Below are 20,266 nucleotides of genomic sequence, written 5' to 3'. Positions count from 1 at the left end.
GATATGCGAACATATCGGGGTGTTTTTATAAAATTTTAAGCTTAAATTTTCACAAATTCAGCCTGACAAGGAACAATTACAGGGCCGTCTTTCGCTGTATAATCGAGATCAAACTCAATATTACCAACCTCTCCTCTGGTTACAAGACCATCTGCATCAAAATAGATGGTAGTTCCAGGTAAGTTATAGTCATCTACTAAAAGTTCATCATTCAGGTCACCCAAAAAGAAAACAGGAACAACTACTTCAACGCCATAAGCACCGAAATTTTCGAAAATAAGTTCGTCAGGATCGCCACCGGCAGAAATGGTTACAACATAATCGTTGATCTCAAATTCCACATCAGCTTCACCATAGATACCATCTTCATCCATATCGCATATTTCATGCACATTGTAGATTCCGGTATAGGCTGCTTTAGTCATTACAACACGAACAATACGGGTGGTAGTTCCAACATTTCCGGCATCATCCGTAACGCTATAACTTACTTCGTATTCACCGATCTCATCAGTATTTACATCAGTTTCGTCAACAACTACATTTGCGCTGATGTCGCCATCCTCATCATCAGTAGCGGTAAATCCAGGATCAGTATAGGTACCGCCAAGTTCAACAATCATCGGATCATCACCATCAAGAACTATTGTTGGTGTACTAAGGTCATCTGTACCGCAACCTGTAAACATAAGAGCTGTTGAGGTTATCACGGCAAGGGTTAAAATTGAAATTTTAGTCTTCATAATTTGTTTTGTTTAAAAAAGTTTCTCGAATTGAGCTTTGATTATTTTTATTATTTTACCTTTGTAGTCAAATACTATTCCAAAAATTTCAAAAACAAACAATATGAAAATCAAAATCTTATTATTCGTTGTATCCGCAGGTTTGATCCTTGCATCATGTTCTGATAAAGAAGCCGCAGACAAAATGGCTCAAATGACAAAGGACATGGCTGCATCTGACAGTGCTTGTATGGCTGAAAAGACCATGATGATGGATTCTATCATGAGCATGCAAAAAACGATCATGGAAATGTCTGTTGCTGCAGCTACCAGTTCAAAAACAACTACTACAACAGTAAAAACTACTACTCCTGAAATTAAAAAAGCTGAAGTTGGTAATAAATCAACTGACGGTAAAAAAGTTGATATCAAGAGAAAAGGTGGAGCAACCGGTGGAAATTAATAATTTCTAAAATCATACAATAAAAAGAGCCCTTTCGAAAGATTGGGCTTTTTTATTGAACGTTTGGGGTTCTGACATGAAGTAGATCTCCTGCGTCGATCACTACATGTTTCAGTTCTGGGTTCTGAGTTCTGCGTCGAAGTCGAAGTTATTATTTTGATCATAGGTTTTATTGAGACCTTCGCTTAGAGCGAAAGCCTCAATTCCTTACAATGGGAACTTTTAGACTGTGACTGCGACTGCTAACTTTTCATTTCGAAGCGAAACTCTCCAATGTTACAAACTGCCCACTGCCACTGTTGACTGCTCACCACTCCCCCTCATTAAACAACATCCCTGCGATCTCCTCAAAATACTCCGTTTCCCATTTATTTTTAATATCAGGCATTGTTAAGATTTTATCGAGAACGGTGTTTTGGCGTTTATATTCTTTTAATGCATTACTATAAGGAAGGTTGCTAAAGGAGACCATGGAGTATACAGGAATAAATTTTGCAGGATAAACCTGATTTACTTTTGCGGCAATTTTTTTCTTGAATTGAAAATCAGCGTCAGCAACAAGGTCGCGCATCTCGATAAAATTTAATTTGGCGAGATCTGCTATGGCATCGCTATTTTTTTTCCTCGAGGACTGGAAATTGGGTAAAATTTTACTCCAATTGTGATTATTTTCATCAATTATTGTGTCTAAAACGGAACAGTCCTCAAATCCGCAATTCATTCCCTGACCATAAAAAGGAATGATCGCATGCGCCGCATCCCCTATTAAAAGAGTATTTCCATTCACCCAAGGGAAACACTTAACTGTCATAAGGGAGCCTGTAGGATTGTGAAAATAATCCTGTTTATAGTCTGGCATCAGAGGAATTACATCTGGAAAATAGGTTTCAAAAAAGTTTTGCAGATCATCCTCCGTCTTAATGGATTCAAAGGATAATTCCCCTTTAGCATGAAAAAATAAAGTGCAGGTAAAACTTCCGTCCTGATTGGGAAGTGCTATCAGCATAAAATTTTTACGAGGCCAGATATGGAGTGCATTTTTTTCCAAAAGCCAGGTATTATCAGGGCCTGGAGGAATGGATAATTCTTTATAACCATGCTCCTCATATACCTGTTCGTAGTTGAATTTTTCCGTTTTTATCATGGTATATCGCGCCAGACTAAAGGCTCCGTCGGCACCAATAATCAGATCGGGCTGCAGTTTATATAGTCTTGCGGTATCTCCATCTTCCATATTTGCATAGGTTCCTGCCAGATCTGTTTCTACAATTCTCTGGTTAAAATGGAAGGAAATGCCCCTTTTTTCGGCCTCATTTACCAAAGAAATGTTCAAATCGCCTCTGGAAACCGAGTTTATAGCCTCACCCGGCTTACCGTAAGGTTGAAAGGTTAAACTTCCATCGAGGGTATGCACCATCCTGCCGGGCATGGGAATGGCCATTTTTCGAATTTCTTCCTCCATATTTACTCCCGCCAAACCTTTCCAGCCCCTTTCACTTATGGCGAGGTTGATGGATCTTCCTCCCGCCGCTCCTGTTAAACGCAAATCCGGTCTGCGCTCATAAACAGTTACATCATATCCCTTTTTTTTCAAATACATACTCAGGAGAGATCCTACTAAACCTGCTCCCATTATGGCGATCGTTTTTACCTGCATTGTTATATATTTATTAACTCCGACAAAAATAGGTTTATTTATAAAATGTGGATGTGACTAAAATCGTATCAAAAATTATAATGTTAAAATTTTTATATTTTTATCATCTAAACCCAAATCAAATGAGAAAAGCAACCACCTATTTACTCGCAATTATTTGCTCAACATTAATTATTTACAGCTGTTCAAAATCCACTGAAAAAACCGGTGAGGAAAAAACAGCGATGACTCCGGAAGAAATGATAAAACGCGGAGAGTTTTTAGTTTCCTGGGGAGGATGTAATGATTGTCATACACCAAAAACTATGACTGCTCAAGGACCCGCGATGGACATGAGCAAAATGTTATCCGGGCATCGTGCAGATGCAACACTGGCACCCTATGATTCTGCAACTGTCGGCCCCTGGGTATTATTGTATTCAGAACTAACAGCAGCTGTCGGACCGTGGGGAATTAGTTATGCCGCAAACCTAACTCCGCACGAAACAGGAATTAAAAACTGGACCGAAGAAACTTTTTTAAATATTTTCAAAACCGGAAAACATTTAGGTTTAGAAAATGGAAGACCAATAATGCCGCCCATGCCATGGGAAGCATTTAAAATGTTATCTGAAGAAGATATGAAAGCAATTTTTGCCTATTTAAAATCTATACCGCCGGTAGATAATGTTGTTCCTGCTTATACACCACCGGGGAGTTAAAAATGAAGGAATGAAGGAATGAAAGAATGAAGGAATGAAGCCCTCGACCTACCAGGTTTTTTTTAACCTGTGAGGTCTGAGGGAAGGGGAAGTGAATGAAAAAAAGGGGAACACGGATGACGCGGATTGGGCGGATTTAAGGGATAAAAAAAGATTGAAGGAAAAGTTGATGCCTTTTGTAGTGTCAACTTTTTTTATTTGAGGTTTTGTTTGTTGATTATAATAAAGATTTTTTTAGGTAAAGTAATAAAATGACAAAATAATTTGAAATTATCAGATTGTTTTTTTATACCTTTAAGTATTAATGCAAAATTTTCTTTATTTCACCTAATTCATTTTAAATCAAAAATTATTCCTTTGACAAACATTATTCTTTCAGAAACCGATTCAAGAATTGGCATTCAGGCTCAACATATAATGCATCAAATAAATGGTACAACTTATCATGAAATAATACCAATAATTGATGAAGAGCAGGAGGAAATTGCAAAGGTTATTCAGAAAATGGAAATAAGCGAATTAAATACCATTGATATTTACCCAAATCCTGTCAGCAAATAGGGAGTAATACAAATTAATCTAGATAATGAAAATAATAATGCTAAATTAATCATTGCAAATCTTACCGGAAAAGTATTAAAAGAATATGAATTAAAAAACGGTATGAATTATCTAGAAATAAATAATACTATTTTAGACCAGGGTGTTTACATATGTTATATTGAAAATATGCAATTTCGGAAATTGGGCAAGCAATTTATTATTATTCAATGATTTATGCTTAAATTAATTATTATATACTTTCTTAATTTGTTTCTGTATATAAATTGTACAGGGCAAATTACTTTTAGTAAAATGTTTTATCACTTTGAACCAGCATATACCTGGGGTAATTCTGTTATACAGGACAGTGGATATTATTATATTTTTGGAAATGGCTCAACCGAATTTTTAGGTGCAGGCCACAATTCAACTTTTTTTTTAAAGACGGATAGCTTCGGAAATGAAATAGCTTCAGTGAATTTTGCTGAAATTAATACCGCTTGGATCCCAGGAAATCCAGGGTCTTTAAAAAAAATTAAAAATGGTTTTATAGCTTCTGGGATTAAAATAAGTTATGATACCTTGTTTCCTATAAATGAAAAAGGCACTGGTCACCTTTATTTTTTTAATACCGATTGTGATACTCTCTTTTCCAAACAATATGTTGGTGACGGTTATACAGCATTTTACAATACCGATATTGTTAACGATACCATTTTTTTATTTGGTGCTACACGCGACACACTTAATTATCAAACCTATATGTATTTGGTTACTGCAGATACTCTCGGCAATATACTTTCTGAAAAAAGATATGGCACTGGTATCATTGACGAAATCGGATTAAACATTGATCATTTTGAAAATGGAAACCTAGTGCTAAGTGGTGGTATAGAATACGATGGAACAGGTTCATTAACTGACGGCAAAATCTACAAAACAGGCAGCGATGGAAATCCCTATTTTTCAGAAACTTACGGAACACCCTATGACGATGGTCCATTTTACGCAAAGCCCTCAATCAATAATTTATCCTTGGTCGTTGAGCAAAGTATTGACACTTTGATTAATGAGGGTGATCATAATTATGCACGCTTCATCGGAAAGATGGATACAAGTGGAAATTATATTTGGCGTACTTTTTTTAACAGGTCAGTTTTTTTAAATTTTTGGAATTTTAGACCAAATATTGACGGTAGTATAATAGCCTGCGGCACAACAAAACCAGATTCATTAGAAAACTTACATGGGTTTATTACAAAGTTGGATTCTAATGGTATAATACTTTGGGAAAGAACATACACGACCGATAACTATTATGATGCATATTTTTTTGATGTACAACAAACAACTGATAAAGGATTTATCATTTCAGGAAGTGCAGTAGGTGATATACTGGGAGAACCAAACCAACAAATGTGGTTGGTTAAATTAGACAGTATGGGTTGTTTAGAGCCGGGTTGTGCAGATACCTTTACTTACATAAAACCGATTTTAATTCAGAATGCAATTTTTAATATCTTTCCAAATCCGGTAACGAATACCTCCACTGTCGAAATAAAAATCCCTGAAGGATTTCAAATAATCTCTGGAAAAAAATTAATTTTAAATATTTACGATATCACAGGAAAATTAGTAGATAATTATTCCAATATTCAAATACATAATTCCAATGAAGTAATTCGGTTTAATATTTATAAAAAGAATCTAGTAAGTGGAATATATGAAGCCGCTTTATTTTATGGGGGAATGAAATTGGGAGTAATTAAACTTCAATATTCCAATTAAATATCAGGAGCCCTTGGTCAAGAGTCAATAGTCATTAGTCAGGTGGAAAAATTTCCGATCATGAAATTCGGATTCACGATTCACAGTTCACGATACACGAAAAAAGTCAGGAGTCAATAGTCATTAGTCAGGTGGAAATACTTTGTGTTAAATATAAACCGGACTCACGGTTCACGATTCACGATTCACGAAAAAAGTCAAGAGTCATTAGTCAGGTGGAAATACCTTGTGTTAAATATAAACCGGACTCACGATTCACGGTTCACGATTCACGAAAGTTGTCTCTTCAAATATCTGCACAAACCTCCACACATCCTCAAACGAATTATACAATGGCACCGGTGCAACCCTTATCACATCTGGTTCGCGCCAGTCGGCGATGATTCCGTTTTCGGTTAATTTGTTGAAGGTGTTTTTTCCATCTTTTTCCATTACGATGGATAACTGGCAGCCGCGTTCTTCCGGGTTGGATGGAGTAATTATTTTAAAATCTTTTCTTTTTCCATTCAATAACAAATATTCGAAATAAGCTGTTAAAAGCAAACTTTTTTCACGCAAGTTTTTTATTCCTGCATCATCAAAAATTTCCAGTGATGCGCGATGTGCAGCCATGGAAAATATTTGTGCGTTGCTCATTTGCCAACCGGCAGCACCTTGTTGTGGGAAAAATCCTTTTTGCATTTTAAAGCGCGTACTTTCTTCATTTCCCCACCATCCGCTTAAACGCGGTAAGGTATTATTATTTGCATGTTTTTCGTGAATAAAAACTCCACTGCTTCCTCCGGGCCCCGAATTTAAATATTTATAGGAGCACCATGTAGCAAAATCAACATCCCAGTCGTGTAAACTTAATTCCACGTTTCCGGCTGCGTGAGCAAGATCATATCCGACCACAATTTCATCAGAACATTTTTTTGCTTGGGCTGTTATTTTTTGCATATCAAATAATTGTCCGGTGTAATAATTTACTCCGCCTATCATAATTAATGCAAGTTCATTTTTATTTTTTTCAATTGCAGACATAATATCTTCTGTGCGCAAAGTAAATTCTCCCTCTCTCGGCATTAATTCAATAATGCTTTCATTCGGATCATATCCATGAAACTTAACTTGATTTTCTACAGCATATTGATCGGAAGGAAAAGCCATATATTCCATCATGATCTTATATCGCATTTTCGTTGGGCGATAAAAACTGATCATGAGCAGATTTAAATTTACGGTGAGTGTATTCATCACCACTACTTCAATCGGTTTTGCTCCAACTAATCGCGCAGTTTGTTCTTCCAGAAAATGGTGATAATACAACCAGGGATTTTTTGCGTGTAAATGTCCTTCCACTCCAAATGTTTCCCAGTCCTTTAATTCCTGTTCTATAAATGATCTTGTCGATTTAGGTTGAAGTCCAAGTGAATTCCCAGTAAAATAAATCGAATCTTTTCCATTGAATTGTGGGAAATAAAATAGTTCTCTAAAATGTTTCAGGGTATCCTGTGCGTCGAGATCTTTTGCAAATTGCAGATCATTTTGAAATTGCGGAAACGTTTGCGCCATGCCACAAAGTTAAATCTCCCCGCAACAATACCTATAATGCAATGCTACAAATTTTCTATATTTGGCTCCTTAAGTTTATCCTTTTAAAATGACCCTTATTAAATTATGCAAAATCCAGATGCCTCGAATGAAATATTTCGAATTGCCGCCGAGCTGACCAAGTACACCTCCAAAAACATTTTTTTAACCGGTAAAGCAGGAACAGGAAAAACCACGTTTCTGCGTTATATCCGACAAAACACCCGAAAAAACCTGGCTGTAGTCGCTCCCACCGGAGTTGCAGCAATTAATGCCGGCGGAGTGACCATGCATTCCTTTTTTCAATTGCCATTTGAACCCTTTATTCCCGTAAAAAAAGCTTTTTCGGGGAATATGCATGTTGTTGACAAACACAATATTTTCAGCAAGGTACAACTCAACAGTCAGAAGCGCGATGTAATGGAAGAATTGGAATTACTCATCATAGATGAGGTGAGTATGATGCGCTGCGATAAATTGGATACCATTGATACCATTTTGCGCGGAATCCGAAAAAAGAATATTCCCTTTGGGGGAGTGCAGGTCTTATTTATCGGAGACATGTATCAATTGCCTCCTGTTGCTCCCGATGCCGATTGGAATATTTTAAAAGAACATTATACCAGTCCGTTTTTTTTCGATGCACATGTAATTAAAGAAATTGATCTGGTATATGTGGAATTAAAAAAAATGTATCGTCAGAAACAACAATCTTTTATTGACTTGTTAAATAATGTGCGGAATAATACTGTAACTGAATTCGATTTTGAATTATTGCACAGCAGATATAGACCTATTTATGAATTAGAAAATACAGAAAAGGCAATTACCATCACCACCCACAATTATAAAGCAGATAAGATAAATAACGATGAGTTAAATAAACTTCCTGCTCCTGAATTTGTTTTTAAAGGAAATATTGAAGGTGATTTTTCTGATAAATCGTTGCCAACGGAAGTAAATCTCACATTAAAAGTTGGCGCTCAGATCATGTTCATTAAAAATGATACCGGTGAAGATCGCGCTTTTTACAACGGTAAACTTGCAACCGTTAAAGCAATAGTCAATGATAAAATAACGGTCACCATGCAGGATGATGGATCAGAATTTGAATTGAAAAAACAGACCTGGGAAAATATCAGATATAATTTCAATAAAGAAAAAAACGAAATAGAAGAAGAGGAACTTGGAAAATTTACGCAATATCCAATTCGACTTGCATGGGCAATAACTATTCACAAGAGTCAGGGTTTAACTTTTGAAAATGTAATTATTGATGCGGGACAATCATTTACTCCCGGTCAGGTTTATGTTGCTTTAAGCCGATGCACTACACTGGAGGGCATGACCTTGCTATCGAAAATAAATCCTTACGTAATTGCAACTGACGAAAGAATTGTTGCATTTGCAAAACAGGAAGCAGAGGTGGAAAGATTATCCGCTATTTTATCAGATGAAAAAAAACATTATCAGGATAAATTATTGGTCAATGCTTTTAATTACGGAAGGGTTTTAAAATATCAGGAGGAGTTTTATGCATTTGTTCAGAATAAAAAACTACCTGATGTAAGGGGAGCAATAATTTTAGCAAAATCCATGCTTCAAAAATCCCGCGAGCAATATGTGGTCGCCGAAAAATTTAAGGAACAAATTCAAAGTATTTTAAATAAAGAACCTCTCGATACAAATTTATTAGAGGAACGGGTTACAAAAGGATTAACCTGGTTTGCAGAAAATTTTTCCAAGGATCTTTTACAACCACTTGCCGATCACATTGTTTCGTTATATGGTGCTGCCAAGGTGAGAAAATACAACAAATATGTTCGTGAATTATTATCCGGTTTGGAACATCATCTTAAAACATTATGTGCAGTTGGTTACGGCGATATTATTTTTTTTAAGGAGGAAAATGCACATGTAAAATATTTACCCGTTCTTCCTCCTCCTCCGCCAAAACCCAAAAAAGAAAAAAATTCCGAACCAAAACAAGTGGAACCTCCGAGAGAAACTTATCAGCATAAAAGTCTTACACTTTTAAAGGAAGGTAAAACAGTAGATGAAATTTCCACCATAAGAAGTATTGAAGCGAGTACCATTATAGGACATTTAGGCCCATTTATGTTGGAAGGAGAAATTAAATTAACCGACATTTTACCAAAGGAAAGAATTGATAAAATAATTTCAGTAATTAAAAACGAAGAACAAAATAATCCTGAGTTTGATGTTAGCTCAAATTCCGATTACAAAAATATTCAGACGATGTGGGATATTTTAGGAAAGGACTACTCCTGGAATGAAATAAAGTTTGTTTACAAGGACTGGAAGATGCAACAAATGCAAAAAGTGAGTGAATAAGCACTTAATTCTAATTACTATGAAAGTAAATGGAACTAAAATTCCCATCTCCCAACTCCTGTTTTCGATATTTAACAATTTTTGTATGAGATAAAACAAATCAAAACCCCAAAAACGTCGTATATCAGGTAAATAATGATAAAACGCTGACAATAAGAGCATTTTAGCATACAAAGGGAAGCTTGATACAGCATCTTTTTTGTATTTGATAAGTTTTTTAGTCGGCAGCATTTTTACACTTAATACGACGCACATGTTTCACATAAAAAATATCGACCACGCCATTGCCAGAATAGTAACAGGAATTGCCATGACTTTTCCGGTGGCTTATATTCAGTCCATTTCCTTTTTTAAGGGGCAGAAAATGGTTGCAATATGCAGTTGGAATGCAGGTTCCCACAAACCCGAATTTCAATATTTTGAAAACGGATTTATTACCTTTACCTCCAGTACCGAACTACAATCGATTTTAGTAAATGCCGTAGATATGGAGGGCAATGAGTTAAATCTCACTTCACCCATTGCCGCAGTTCAGTATTCCATTCAATAACTTTTTTCATACTTGTATAGTGCAGGGGTTGCTTGAGGAGGGCAGCCCCTTTTTGTACGACATATGACACAGGACGTAGGACATAGGACTTGATATAGGACATGGGAAAGTGGACATGGGACTGGCGCTCGCGCGTATCGGGTATCAGGAATCAAGTATCAGGAAAACAAAATGGTGTGATTTGCAATAATGCGGTGTCAGTGAGGCTCTCGCTCCCAGCGAGGGTCTCACTAAAGGTACCTGAAAAAGGACACAGGACATAGGACTGGCGCTGCGCGCGTATCGGGTATCAGGAATCAAGTATCAGGAAAACAAAATGGTGTGATTTGCAAAAATGCGGTGTCAGTGAGGCTCTCGCTCCCAGTTAGGGTCTCACTAACGGTACTTGACAAAGGACAGCGCTGCGCGCGAATCGGGATTCAGGTAGAAGGTATCAGGAAAACAAACGGCGGGATTTACGAAAATGCGGGGTCAGTGAGGCTCTCGCTCCCAGCGAGGGTCTCACTAAGGGCATACACCAAAATTTCGCCAGAAATTTAAACTCCTTTCTCCTCTCTCCTCTCTCCTTTCCCGTAACTTTGCAGCATGGATATGGTTAACAGCGGATTTCAGCGCATTATTCAATACGATAGAAAATACCTCAGCAATGAGCAGTTGCTCGATCTTTATAAACGCATTCTCAAACCGAGAATGATAGAGGAAAAAATGTTAAACCTTTTGCGTCAGGGAAAAGTGAGCAAATGGTTCAGTGGAATTGGTCAGGAAGCAATTGCATGTGCTGTTCCTTTTGTGTTGGATAAGGACGAATACATTTTACCCATGCACCGCAATCTCGGAGTATTTACCGGAAGGGATATTCCATTTCTTAAATTATTTAATCAATGGCAGGGCAAAAAAAGCGGATTTTCCAAAGGCAGAGAACGCAGTTTTCACTTCGGGACAAATGAATTTCATATTGTTGGGATGATTTCGCACCTCGGTCCGCAATTAGCAGTTGCTGATGGAATCGCGCTTGCATGTAAATTAAAAAAAGAAAATAAAGTAACTGTAGTTTTTACCGGGGAAGGTGCAACAAGTGAAGGCGATTTTCATGAAGCATTAAATGTTGCTGCTGTTTGGGGATTACCCGTAATATTTATTGTGGAAAATAATGGTTACGGATTATCCACTCCTATTAATGAACAATTTAAATGCGAAAAAATTGCAGATAAAGGAATTGGTTACGGGATGAAAGCACTTACTGTCGACGGAAATAATATTCTCGAAATGGTAAACACATTAAATGAGTGCAGAAATTATTGTATCCATGAACAAAAACCGGTATTACTCGAATGTATGACCTTCCGTATGCGCGGACACGAAGAAGCGAGTGGAGTTAAATATGTTCCTTCAGAATATTTTGAAGAATGGGGGAAAAAAGATCCCGTTGTAAATTATGAAATGTGGTTGCGCGAACAAGGGATTTTATCTGAAGAATCAAATATCTTATTCCGTCAGGAAATAAAAAAAGAAATAGAAGATGCTCTGGTAATTGCATTTACTGAACCTGATATTATTCCAAACACGGAAGAAGAAATAAATGATGTGTATGCACCGACTACACAAAAAATAATTTCGGGGGATGTAAATAAGAGGTCGAATAAAAAATTTATTAATGCAATAAGCGATGCTTTGCAATTGGCATTAAAAAAATATCCTGAATTAATTATAATGGGTCAGGATATTGCGGAATATGGTGGCGCATTTAAAGTTACTGAAGGATTTGTGCAGGAATTTGGCAAAGAACGAATAAGAAATACTCCAATTTGTGAAAGTGCAATTTTGGGAGCGGGTTGTGGATTGAGTATTAAAAAAATGAAGTCGGTTATCGAAATGCAATTCGCCGATTTTGTTACCAGCGGATTTAATCCGATAATAAATAACATGGCGAAGATGTATTATCGCTGGGGACAAAATGTAGATTGTGTAGTGCGTATGCCAACCGGTGCAGGTGTAGGTGCAGGACCATTTCACAGTCAGAGCAACGAAGCCTGGTTTTTTCACACTCCGGGATTAAAAGTTGTATACCCGAGTTCCGTTTATGATGCCAAAGGATTATTATTGGCATCCATTGATGATCCGAATCCCATCATGTTTTTTGAGCACAAAGGATTATACAGAAGTTTAACAGACGATATTCCCGACGATTATTATACCATTGAAATTGGTAAAGCAAATCTCGTAAATACAGGAAATGATATTTCAATCATCACTTATGGTATGGGGGTGATATGGGCAAAAAATTATTGCGAAAAAAATAAAATCGATGCCGATATTTTAGATCTGCGCACCTTATTACCACTCGATTACGATGCCATAAATACCACAGTCAAAAAAACAGGCAAAGTGTTAATTTTACACGAAGATACTTTACTAGGTGGTGTAGGAGCAGAAATTGCCGCTTATATCTCAGAACACTTATTTAATAATTTAGATGCTCCTGTAAAACGTTGTGCGAGTTTAGATACTCCGGTGCCGTTTAGTTTGGAGTTGGAGGGAAATTTTTTGGCGAGTAAGAGGTTTGAGGGGATTTTAAATGGGCTATTAAATTGGTAACTACAGTTAGAACTTTAATTATTGTTGTTATTTTATTAATAACAAATTCTTTTACTTTTGCTCAATCCATTCAAGGCAAATGGTATACTGCTGATAGTTGGGCGGATAACAGTACAATATATTGTAAAAGAGATTCTACTATTGAATTTTCGAAAGTAATAAAAATCGATTCCGGTCAAACCTTTTCATTTAATTCAGATGATGAAAACATTGTTGGTAATTGGAAATTCCCTTACCAGGCAGACCCCAAATCATTCTATATTGAAACTCCTGATTCCAATTACTATTTTACTTATTTTTTTACCTATCAGATGTTAATTTTAACAGGTAAATATGCTTATAAACCATTGCCTCCAAAACAGGGAGAAAAAAGAAATTATGAGTTTGTATATCAGGATATTGAATTTCCGGGTGGCGCTAAAAATTTTAAAAGATGGTGCGAACAACATTTTGATCTGGACTCAAAACAAATTATGCGTCAGTTAAACTTGAAAGATTCATTGAAAATTGATTTGTTGATCAATACGGAAGGTAAAATAGATAGTGTTATATATTATGGAACTGTTAGTAAGAAATTTTCTAAAATAATAGCAAATATGTTCTCTGAGTTGCCATTTATTATGCCGGCAAATTATAATGGAAAACGGCGAATTGGGGTTATGACTATTTTGTTGAGATTAAGTTATGATAAAAAGAAGTATCAATTTGAGCAGATCGTTGAGTACGATGATTAAGGGACTTGAATGGTTCTGTCGAAAATTAGTAGTTTAAATATGGGAAGGTAATTTGCATCATATCGCAATTTGCAAATACTCTTTTTCAAGTTTTATGTTAAAATGTATTTCTGCTTTCAGTGCTTTAAACACTTTTATGATCGTATCAATTGTTGCACTGTTAGTACTACTTTCCAATTTTGAAATTTGAGATTTTTGCACTCCAATGAACTTACCTAATTGTTCCTGTGTTATCTTTCTCTCCAACCTGACTGTTCTAATCATTCTGCCCAACACATCCATTTGAAGTTCATATTCATACAGATCCCTTTCTTGTCTTGGGCGGTTACTCTTTAATTTTCTGAAAAAATCACTACGCGCATTATCAATGTTATATCTCTAAAAATTTATGTGGGTGTCTCTATTGGGTTTTAGGGGGTAAACCTATAACACAAATTACGTATTTATGGATTAGACCAGTTATTGCTCATAGATAGAAAACCCAGTCCCGTTAGGGACGAAATATCGGTAACACCGTGAAATGCCAGAATTCCGAAATCCCGTAGGGATGACATATAAAGAAGCTTAATGGCGTAAGAAAATATCAAGGCCAACTGAGATTTACTCTCTAAGGTTCTGACAACAAAATTTTTAAAAAAATCTTACCTTAGTCGACCATAATCCTTTAATTCACTTTTAAACCTTAAAAACAATGTCAAACACATACACCCAATTTCATCATCAATATGTTTTTGCGCCGAAATATCGGGCAGCCGTAATCCATCCTGAATGGGAAGTGGAATTGTACAAATACATAACGGGTATTGTACAAAACAATAAACATAAAATGTTATGTATAAATGGCATGCCTGATCATTTACATTTACTTATTGGATTCCATACTACACAATCAAGTGCTGATTTCATGCAAGACGTGAAATCCGGAAGTTCGAAATGGATAAATGACAAAAAACTAACAAAATCACGATTTGAATGGCAAGGAGGTTATGGGGGATTTTCTTATGCAAAATCTCAGGTGCCAAACCTCATCAAGTATATTCAGAATCAAAAACAACATCATCAAAAGGAATCATTTTTAACTGAGTATAGAAATTTATTAACTGAATTTGAAATTGAATATAAGGAAGAATATATTTTTAAGGGATTGATTTAGTCCCTAAGAAATTTTATGATAGGTTTATAAATTATCTATGCCATGATGTCTTTTTATATGTCGTGCCTACAGCACTAGGATTCTCTTTAGTGTTCGATGTTACCGATATACCGTGCCTACAGCACTAAACCCTCTTTTGATTTCGATGTTACCTATATATCGAGCCTGCAGTACTTTCGTTTGGTTATCCTTAATACTCCGAGCAAATAGGCACAGTTTCTAGAATTGAATTAATAGACTCGGGTGTCCCAACACAAAGGCCAGGTGAATTATTAATTTAGTAAAAGCATCCAATTTCGCCTAAATCCCAATCTTCAAATACTCTTTTTCCAGTTTTACATTAAAATGTATTTCTGCTTTCAGTGCTTTAAACACTTTAATGATCGTGTCAATTGTTGCACTATTAGCACTACTTTCAAGTTTTGAAATTTGTGATTTTTGCACTCCAATTAATTCACCTAATTGTTCCTGAGTTAGCTTTCTCTCCAATCTGGCAGTTCTGATCATCCTACCCAACAAATCCATTTGAAGTTCATATTCATACAGATCCCTTTCTTTGGTTCCTACTTTGCCAATATGATTATCCTTCATTTCTGAGAGTGAATAGGATTTGATTTCTTTCTTTGCCATTTTAATTCTTTTGTTGCGGAACTATGTAAAGATATTAAATGTTTCCAAAAATAGAAACTTTAAAAAGTATGTATTCAACCCTCCTTATGCTGCACCAACCCGTCCCCATAATGTTTAACATCTTTCAAAACGGCTGAACCATAATAAAAAATGTTTCCTGCACCCATATGTCTGATGGAAATGCTATCTTTTGCAAATACATTAATATCTCCGGCGCCCCGGTTTTTGAGAACGACTTCATCGGCAATGAGATCTTTTGAAAATAGATTGCCTTCACTTTCGTGTTTAATATCCAACGTATGGCATTTACCTTCCAGCGTAACATCTCCAACACATTGCGTTTTAATTTTGATGTTGGGAGCGTTAATGCGTAAATGCGTATTGCCAATGCTTTGAATATATATTTCCACATCATTTGGCAGATCAAGTAATTGTTTGCAATCAAGATCCGATTTTTCATTTGCCAGATTTAATACCGTCAATTGTCTGTAATACACTTTTACTTTACACACCGTGTATATTGGCTTTTTAAAAATTCCGGTTTCGGTATTGATATAAAGCGTTTTACCAAAATTTGTGATTTCAATATGGTCCGCTAAATTTTTATCCACCTCAATTACTACTTTTTCTTCGTTAGATTGATGAATTTCAATTTCCTTGCTAATGCTCAAATGCAAACGCAAAAACGAACTCACAGTAAATTCTTTAGTTATGATCTTGCCATTGCCTTGCACGCTGATCAATTGTCTTAAATTTTTAAATTTTGCCATCTTATTATATTTTAATCAGTTAATAATTTACAGTTAAATCCATTGCTATGTAAACAAGAGATCACATCTTCGGTTGTTTCAATAGGTTGAGTCAGACTTTCTATTCTCAATATCCTATCGCAATCATCCAGATCAAAGTTGATCTTTGCATTGGGAATGATCCTCCTTAATTCCTTTACTAAAAAATTGGAATCTCTCTTTTTTACTACATTTGTTATAAATATTGTTATGGTCATCTCGATTACGATGTATTTACACTGCAAAGATATTTTGGGGCTCAGGCAACTACTTACATTTAAAGTAATAAAACTTACATTTAAGGGAGAAGATGTATGGAAGCATTTTAAATTCTAAAATTAAGCTGCTTCTTTGTAAAAAATATTTTTAAGAATGAAACAGGTAAAAATCGACAATAAAATACCAGATACCTTTAATTCTAAAAGCAGCATCAGCAATATTGAAATTACAGAGTGGGCTTTTCAGGGAATCAGAATATTATATTTGGATGGTGATACTGCGCATAAAACCATATTCGATTTAAATTGCCCGGGAGGTGGAATTATAATGTGTTTCAGCTTGTCGGGCAAATTCGAAATTTGCGATGACAAATCTGTTACTTCTTTTTCATTTACCAACAATCAACAAAATACCTTTTATATCACTGGGAATAAATTAATTATAAAAAGCGAAATATCTTCCCTCAAATTAATTATCATCCATATCGCTAAAAACCAGTATTTTGATATTTGCACTGCTGAGGATGAAGTATTAAAAACATTTCAGAAAAAAATTACATCCGCCACATCAGTTTCGTTGTTTCCCCAAAACTTGAATATGGATTTCTTGTTGCTCACCAGTATAAGCGCCATACTCACCTGTAAGTATGAGGACAGTCTGAAACGAATATTTTTATTTTCAAAAGTGGTGGAGATCATAGTATTACAATTGGAAGTCTATAGAAATAATGCCGCCCTCAAAACCACCTACATTAAAACAGATTACGACAAGGAAAGAATTTTATATGCAAAGGATTTTCTTTTAAAAAACATGGAAAGTCCACCCTCGCTAAAACAATTAGCCCGTGTTTCGGGAATTAATGAGTTTAAACTAAAAAAAGGGTTTAAGGAATTATTTAACCAGACCGTGTATGAATATCTCTCCGATGTGCGATTGGAACTAGCAAAAAATGATCTCCTCGAGAAAAAGAAATCCATTAGTCAGATCGCATTTGATCTGGGATATTCTTCTTTACAACACTTTAGTAATTCTTTTAAACGGAAATTTGGAGTATCGCCTAATCAGGTGCGGTGAATTTTTTAATCCAATGACAGCACCTCAATATTTTCCTCATTTTTAAAGGCTAATTTGTGTAATTGTTTGTTGTATGCAATTAACGGAAGGTTGTCACCCAGGTGAGAAATGATGGACGATTGCTGTTTTCCGGTGTCGAGATCTTCCATCTTATCAACTACCTCACCCGTTTCCAGATTTATGATCTTTGGATATTTATAAATGTCCCAGCAGAATTTTTCATCTATCGCTAAAACATTTCCGAACTCCCCTTTAATTTTCACAGGTTTAGAGACGAGATTCGTTTTAAAATTCCAAATTGCCAGATGTCCCGGCGGAATAGTTTCCATGTTTTCATCGTCCATTGCTTCTTCTGTTGAAGTACACACTAAAATTTTGTTATCGTCGATAAAACTTGCAGAACAAATTTCTGTCGCAATATTTGGAACGGAAATTCCTTGATCAAGAAGTGATGGATCGGCGAGACATTTTTCAATATCAAACAAAACCAAAACATCCCATGGATGCCACCACCATCCTTTACTCATAAAAAATTTATTGTCTGCACTCACTTCAAATCTTGAATGAAAAAGGTCACGAGGTTCTCTGGTTGAAATATTGGTTACAATTTCTCCAGTTTCCACATCTTCAAAGTCGATTTGACAATAATTATTTGGACAATGCACTAAATATGTTTTGTTATTAAATGTTACAAATGCAACCGGATATTCATAGGTTTCTGCATGATAATAACTTCGGTTAATTTCCCTTATAATTTCTCCATCTTTCAGAAGCAATCCTTTTGTACCGAGGCGTTTATAAATAAAAGCATAATCTCCATTTTGTGAAGTTATTGCACTATCACAACCAAAAGCAAAATGGTAACTATTGATCTGGGTTTCCTCACCCTCTAAAGAATAAACTGTGCCGGCCATACTCCAATCAACAAGTTTGTCGCCGAGCCAGTTTAATGTTCTCAAACGGTTGGTTTTAATTAATTGTCGTTTCATTTGGGGAAATATTTCTGCAATAAGAACTGATCCAATCAAAAAAGATCACTTTAAATTTTAATCTAACATTTTAAGATAATAAGGAATGAATGATCAATCTATTATCACTATTTCGCCCGAACCAATAATCTCTTCACCCTCCATTAATTGAATAAAATACATTCCAACTGGAAGATCGTCGCGATCAAGAATAATTTGATGACCGGATAGATGTGATAATTGTTTTACCTCACTACCGAAATAATTGTAAATTATTAGTGTGGCGTTTATTAATAGTTTTTCCGTTTCCAGAATTGTTTGAATGGAAAAAGGATTTGGATAAGTACATATTGCAGAATTATTTTGATCGGCAAAATTAATTATGGAAGTATTCACACCGTGATATCTTGCTGTTGCGAAAACATAGTCAGAACCATTGTAACTATATCCTGTCGCAATAATTTTTCCATCGGGCTGCAGTGCTAAACCAAAAATTATATCTTCAGATTCACCGGTGCCTATATCAGTTGTAACAATTCCATCAGTTCCGAAGGTGTTATCAAGACTGCCATCAGGATTGTACCGCACCAAAGCAAAATTATCATTATCGGTTTTAGAATGTCCGCCCACTACAATTTTTTCATCACTTTGAATTGTTACTGCGTAAGGAAGGTCTTCTATTATTCCGATATGCGTAATTACAATGCCATCCGAATCAAAGGTGTTATCGAGACTACCGTCTGTGTTATAACGTACGATCGCGAAATCATAGGTATCATTAACAGTATATCCAACTAAAATAAATTTGCCATCACTTTGTTTCGCCATATTATAAGCTGCATCATCCAATGCTAATATAGAAGTTGTAACAATTCCATCACCATCAAAAGTATTATCCAAAATACCATTGCTGGTGTAACGCACAATTGCAAAAACTCGTGTGGTAAAATCAAAACTAAATCCCGCCAAAACAATTTTTCCATCCTCTTGAACTACTACACTGCGCACCTCATCTCCACCATCGGCCAGTGGAGTGGAAACAATTCCACCTGTACCGAAGGAATTATCCAAACTTCCATCTGTATTATAACGAACCACTGCAAAGTCGCGATCTGAATCTTCGTCCGTATTATATCCTGCAATAACAATTTTTCCATCAGGTTGTATTGCAACTGCAAATGCCCTGTCGTTAGAAAATGTATCGAAACCGGTGGTAGCATATCCATCTGCATCAAAGCTGAGGTCTAAACTTCCGTTTGTATTATATCTGGCAACAGCGAAATCATTATTCGATCCGTTGTAACTATATCCGGCCAAAACAATTTTGCCATCATCTTGAATCGCTATAGCATGTGCTCTGTTACCGGAAGCTCCAATTTCAGATGTTACAATTCCATCTGAGTCGAATGAATTATCTAAGCTACCGTCGGTATTATATCGAACCATCGCAAAAACATCCTGAGAGCCATTGAAGCTATATCCTGCCACAATTATTTTTCCATCTTCCTGAACTGCAACAGCGCGACCAAAATCATCGGATGTTCCAATAGCAGTTGTAACAATTCCATCGGTATCAAAACTTAGATCCAGCAATCCGTCTTGCGCATAAGTTACAGCAGGGATTGAAAAACAAACAATAAGCAACAGAGTTGCAATGTTTAATATAATTGTATTTTTCATCTGCACTTGTGTTTTTTTAGAAATACCTTGTTTTAAAAATGTAATTGGTTTTAATTATTACCAAAATTGATTAA

General features: G+C 35.8%; 19 protein-coding genes. 10 read left to right on the top strand and 9 right to left on the bottom strand.

Features of this window, described 5'->3' with window-relative positions:
- Nucleotides 1–41: 41 nt before the first annotated feature.
- Nucleotides 42–743 (bottom strand): DUF5011 domain-containing protein, encoded by a 702-nt coding sequence (locus tag IPI31_04680; protein MBK7567102.1) that lies wholly within the window; start codon nucleotides 741–743, stop codon nucleotides 42–44.
- A gap of 103 nt (nucleotides 744–846) precedes the next feature.
- Here IPI31_04680 and IPI31_04675 point away from each other — a divergent pair, with 103 nt between their 5' ends.
- Complete coding sequence (locus IPI31_04675) at nucleotides 847–1,185, top strand: hypothetical protein (protein ID MBK7567101.1); 339 nt, start codon at nucleotides 847–849, stop codon at nucleotides 1,183–1,185.
- Nucleotides 1,186–1,492: 307 nt separating this feature from the next.
- On the opposite strand, the gene IPI31_04670 is transcribed toward IPI31_04675, so the two are convergent.
- Nucleotides 1,493–2,848: an FAD-dependent monooxygenase gene (locus IPI31_04670; GenBank protein ID MBK7567100.1), complete on the bottom strand. Its 1,356-nt coding sequence runs from the start codon at nucleotides 2,846–2,848 to the stop codon at nucleotides 1,493–1,495.
- Nucleotides 2,849–2,964: 116 nt separating this feature from the next.
- On the opposite strand from IPI31_04670, the gene IPI31_04665 reads away from it, so the two are divergent.
- The 3 genes from IPI31_04665 (at nucleotide 2,965) to IPI31_04655 (ending at nucleotide 5,874) form a co-directional block, all read left to right on the top strand.
- A complete protein-coding gene (locus IPI31_04665; protein MBK7567099.1) occupies nucleotides 2,965–3,543 on the top strand; it encodes a diheme cytochrome c-553 in 579 nt (192 codons plus the stop codon).
- Between the two features lie 357 nt (nucleotides 3,544–3,900).
- Complete coding sequence (locus tag IPI31_04660; GenBank protein MBK7567098.1) at nucleotides 3,901–4,104, top strand: hypothetical protein; 204 nt, start codon at nucleotides 3,901–3,903, stop codon at nucleotides 4,102–4,104.
- A gap of 294 nt (nucleotides 4,105–4,398) precedes the next feature.
- Nucleotides 4,399–5,874, top strand: a complete 1,476-nt coding sequence (locus IPI31_04655) for a hypothetical protein (protein ID MBK7567097.1) — start codon at nucleotides 4,399–4,401, stop codon at nucleotides 5,872–5,874.
- A 255-nt stretch (nucleotides 5,875–6,129) separates the two neighbouring features.
- On the opposite strand, the gene kynU is transcribed toward IPI31_04655, so the two are convergent.
- On the bottom strand, nucleotides 6,130–7,428 hold the full coding sequence (gene kynU, locus IPI31_04650) for a kynureninase (protein MBK7567096.1): 1,299 nt from the start codon (nucleotides 7,426–7,428) through the stop codon (nucleotides 6,130–6,132).
- Between the two features lie 105 nt (nucleotides 7,429–7,533).
- Between kynU and IPI31_04645 the strand changes: the two genes are divergently transcribed.
- The 4 genes from IPI31_04645 (at nucleotide 7,534) to IPI31_04630 (ending at nucleotide 13,680) form a co-directional block, all read left to right on the top strand.
- Nucleotides 7,534–9,801: an AAA family ATPase gene (locus IPI31_04645; protein MBK7567095.1), complete on the top strand. Its 2,268-nt coding sequence runs from the start codon at nucleotides 7,534–7,536 to the stop codon at nucleotides 9,799–9,801.
- Nucleotides 9,802–10,054: 253 nt separating this feature from the next.
- Nucleotides 10,055–10,351, top strand: coding sequence for a hypothetical protein (locus IPI31_04640; GenBank protein ID MBK7567094.1), 297 nt, complete (start codon nucleotides 10,055–10,057; stop codon nucleotides 10,349–10,351).
- A 591-nt stretch (nucleotides 10,352–10,942) separates the two neighbouring features.
- Nucleotides 10,943–12,946, top strand: a complete 2,004-nt coding sequence (locus IPI31_04635; GenBank protein MBK7567093.1) for a dehydrogenase E1 component subunit alpha/beta — start codon at nucleotides 10,943–10,945, stop codon at nucleotides 12,944–12,946.
- The gene (locus IPI31_04630; protein MBK7567092.1) at nucleotides 12,940–13,680 is read left to right on the top strand and encodes a hypothetical protein; all 741 of its coding nucleotides are present in this window, start codon (nucleotides 12,940–12,942) and stop codon (nucleotides 13,678–13,680) included. Before IPI31_04635 ends, IPI31_04630 begins: the two co-directional genes overlap by 7 nt.
- A gap of 57 nt (nucleotides 13,681–13,737) precedes the next feature.
- Here IPI31_04630 and IPI31_04625 read toward each other — a convergent pair whose 3' ends face one another.
- Nucleotides 13,738–13,962 (bottom strand): helix-turn-helix transcriptional regulator, encoded by a 225-nt coding sequence (locus tag IPI31_04625; GenBank protein MBK7567091.1) that lies wholly within the window; start codon nucleotides 13,960–13,962, stop codon nucleotides 13,738–13,740.
- 409 nt (nucleotides 13,963–14,371) lie between these two features.
- Between IPI31_04625 and tnpA the strand changes: the two genes are divergently transcribed.
- The gene (gene tnpA / locus IPI31_04620; protein MBK7567090.1) at nucleotides 14,372–14,833 is read left to right on the top strand and encodes an IS200/IS605 family transposase; all 462 of its coding nucleotides are present in this window, start codon (nucleotides 14,372–14,374) and stop codon (nucleotides 14,831–14,833) included.
- A gap of 300 nt (nucleotides 14,834–15,133) precedes the next feature.
- Here tnpA and IPI31_04615 read toward each other — a convergent pair whose 3' ends face one another.
- From IPI31_04615 to IPI31_04605, 3 genes are all read right to left on the bottom strand, one after another.
- Nucleotides 15,134–15,463, bottom strand: a complete 330-nt coding sequence (locus IPI31_04615) for a helix-turn-helix transcriptional regulator (GenBank protein ID MBK7567089.1) — start codon at nucleotides 15,461–15,463, stop codon at nucleotides 15,134–15,136.
- Nucleotides 15,464–15,537: 74 nt separating this feature from the next.
- Nucleotides 15,538–16,233 (bottom strand): DUF2807 domain-containing protein, encoded by a 696-nt coding sequence (locus tag IPI31_04610; GenBank protein MBK7567088.1) that lies wholly within the window; start codon nucleotides 16,231–16,233, stop codon nucleotides 15,538–15,540.
- 11 nt (nucleotides 16,234–16,244) lie between these two features.
- Nucleotides 16,245–16,469, bottom strand: a complete 225-nt coding sequence (locus IPI31_04605; GenBank protein MBK7567087.1) for a hypothetical protein — start codon at nucleotides 16,467–16,469, stop codon at nucleotides 16,245–16,247.
- Nucleotides 16,470–16,623: 154 nt separating this feature from the next.
- Between IPI31_04605 and IPI31_04600 the strand changes: the two genes are divergently transcribed.
- Nucleotides 16,624–17,544: a helix-turn-helix transcriptional regulator gene (locus tag IPI31_04600; GenBank protein MBK7567086.1), complete on the top strand. Its 921-nt coding sequence runs from the start codon at nucleotides 16,624–16,626 to the stop codon at nucleotides 17,542–17,544.
- Nucleotides 17,545–17,549: 5 nt separating this feature from the next.
- Here the strand turns inward: IPI31_04600 and IPI31_04595 are convergent, their stop codons facing one another.
- Nucleotides 17,550–18,533, bottom strand: coding sequence for a hypothetical protein (locus IPI31_04595; GenBank protein MBK7567085.1), 984 nt, complete (start codon nucleotides 18,531–18,533; stop codon nucleotides 17,550–17,552).
- Nucleotides 18,534–18,626: 93 nt separating this feature from the next.
- The gene (locus IPI31_04590) at nucleotides 18,627–20,192 is read right to left on the bottom strand and encodes a hypothetical protein (GenBank protein ID MBK7567084.1); all 1,566 of its coding nucleotides are present in this window, start codon (nucleotides 20,190–20,192) and stop codon (nucleotides 18,627–18,629) included.
- Nucleotides 20,193–20,266: the final 74 nt, after the last annotated feature.

The sequence above is a fragment of the Bacteroidota bacterium genome, from assembly GCA_016706865.1.
In the GTDB taxonomy this organism is placed as follows: Bacteria; Bacteroidota; Bacteroidia; order Chitinophagales; family BACL12; genus UBA7236.
The sequence above is the reverse complement of the archived record's forward strand: the minus strand, read 5'-3'. Positions and strand labels throughout refer to the sequence as shown.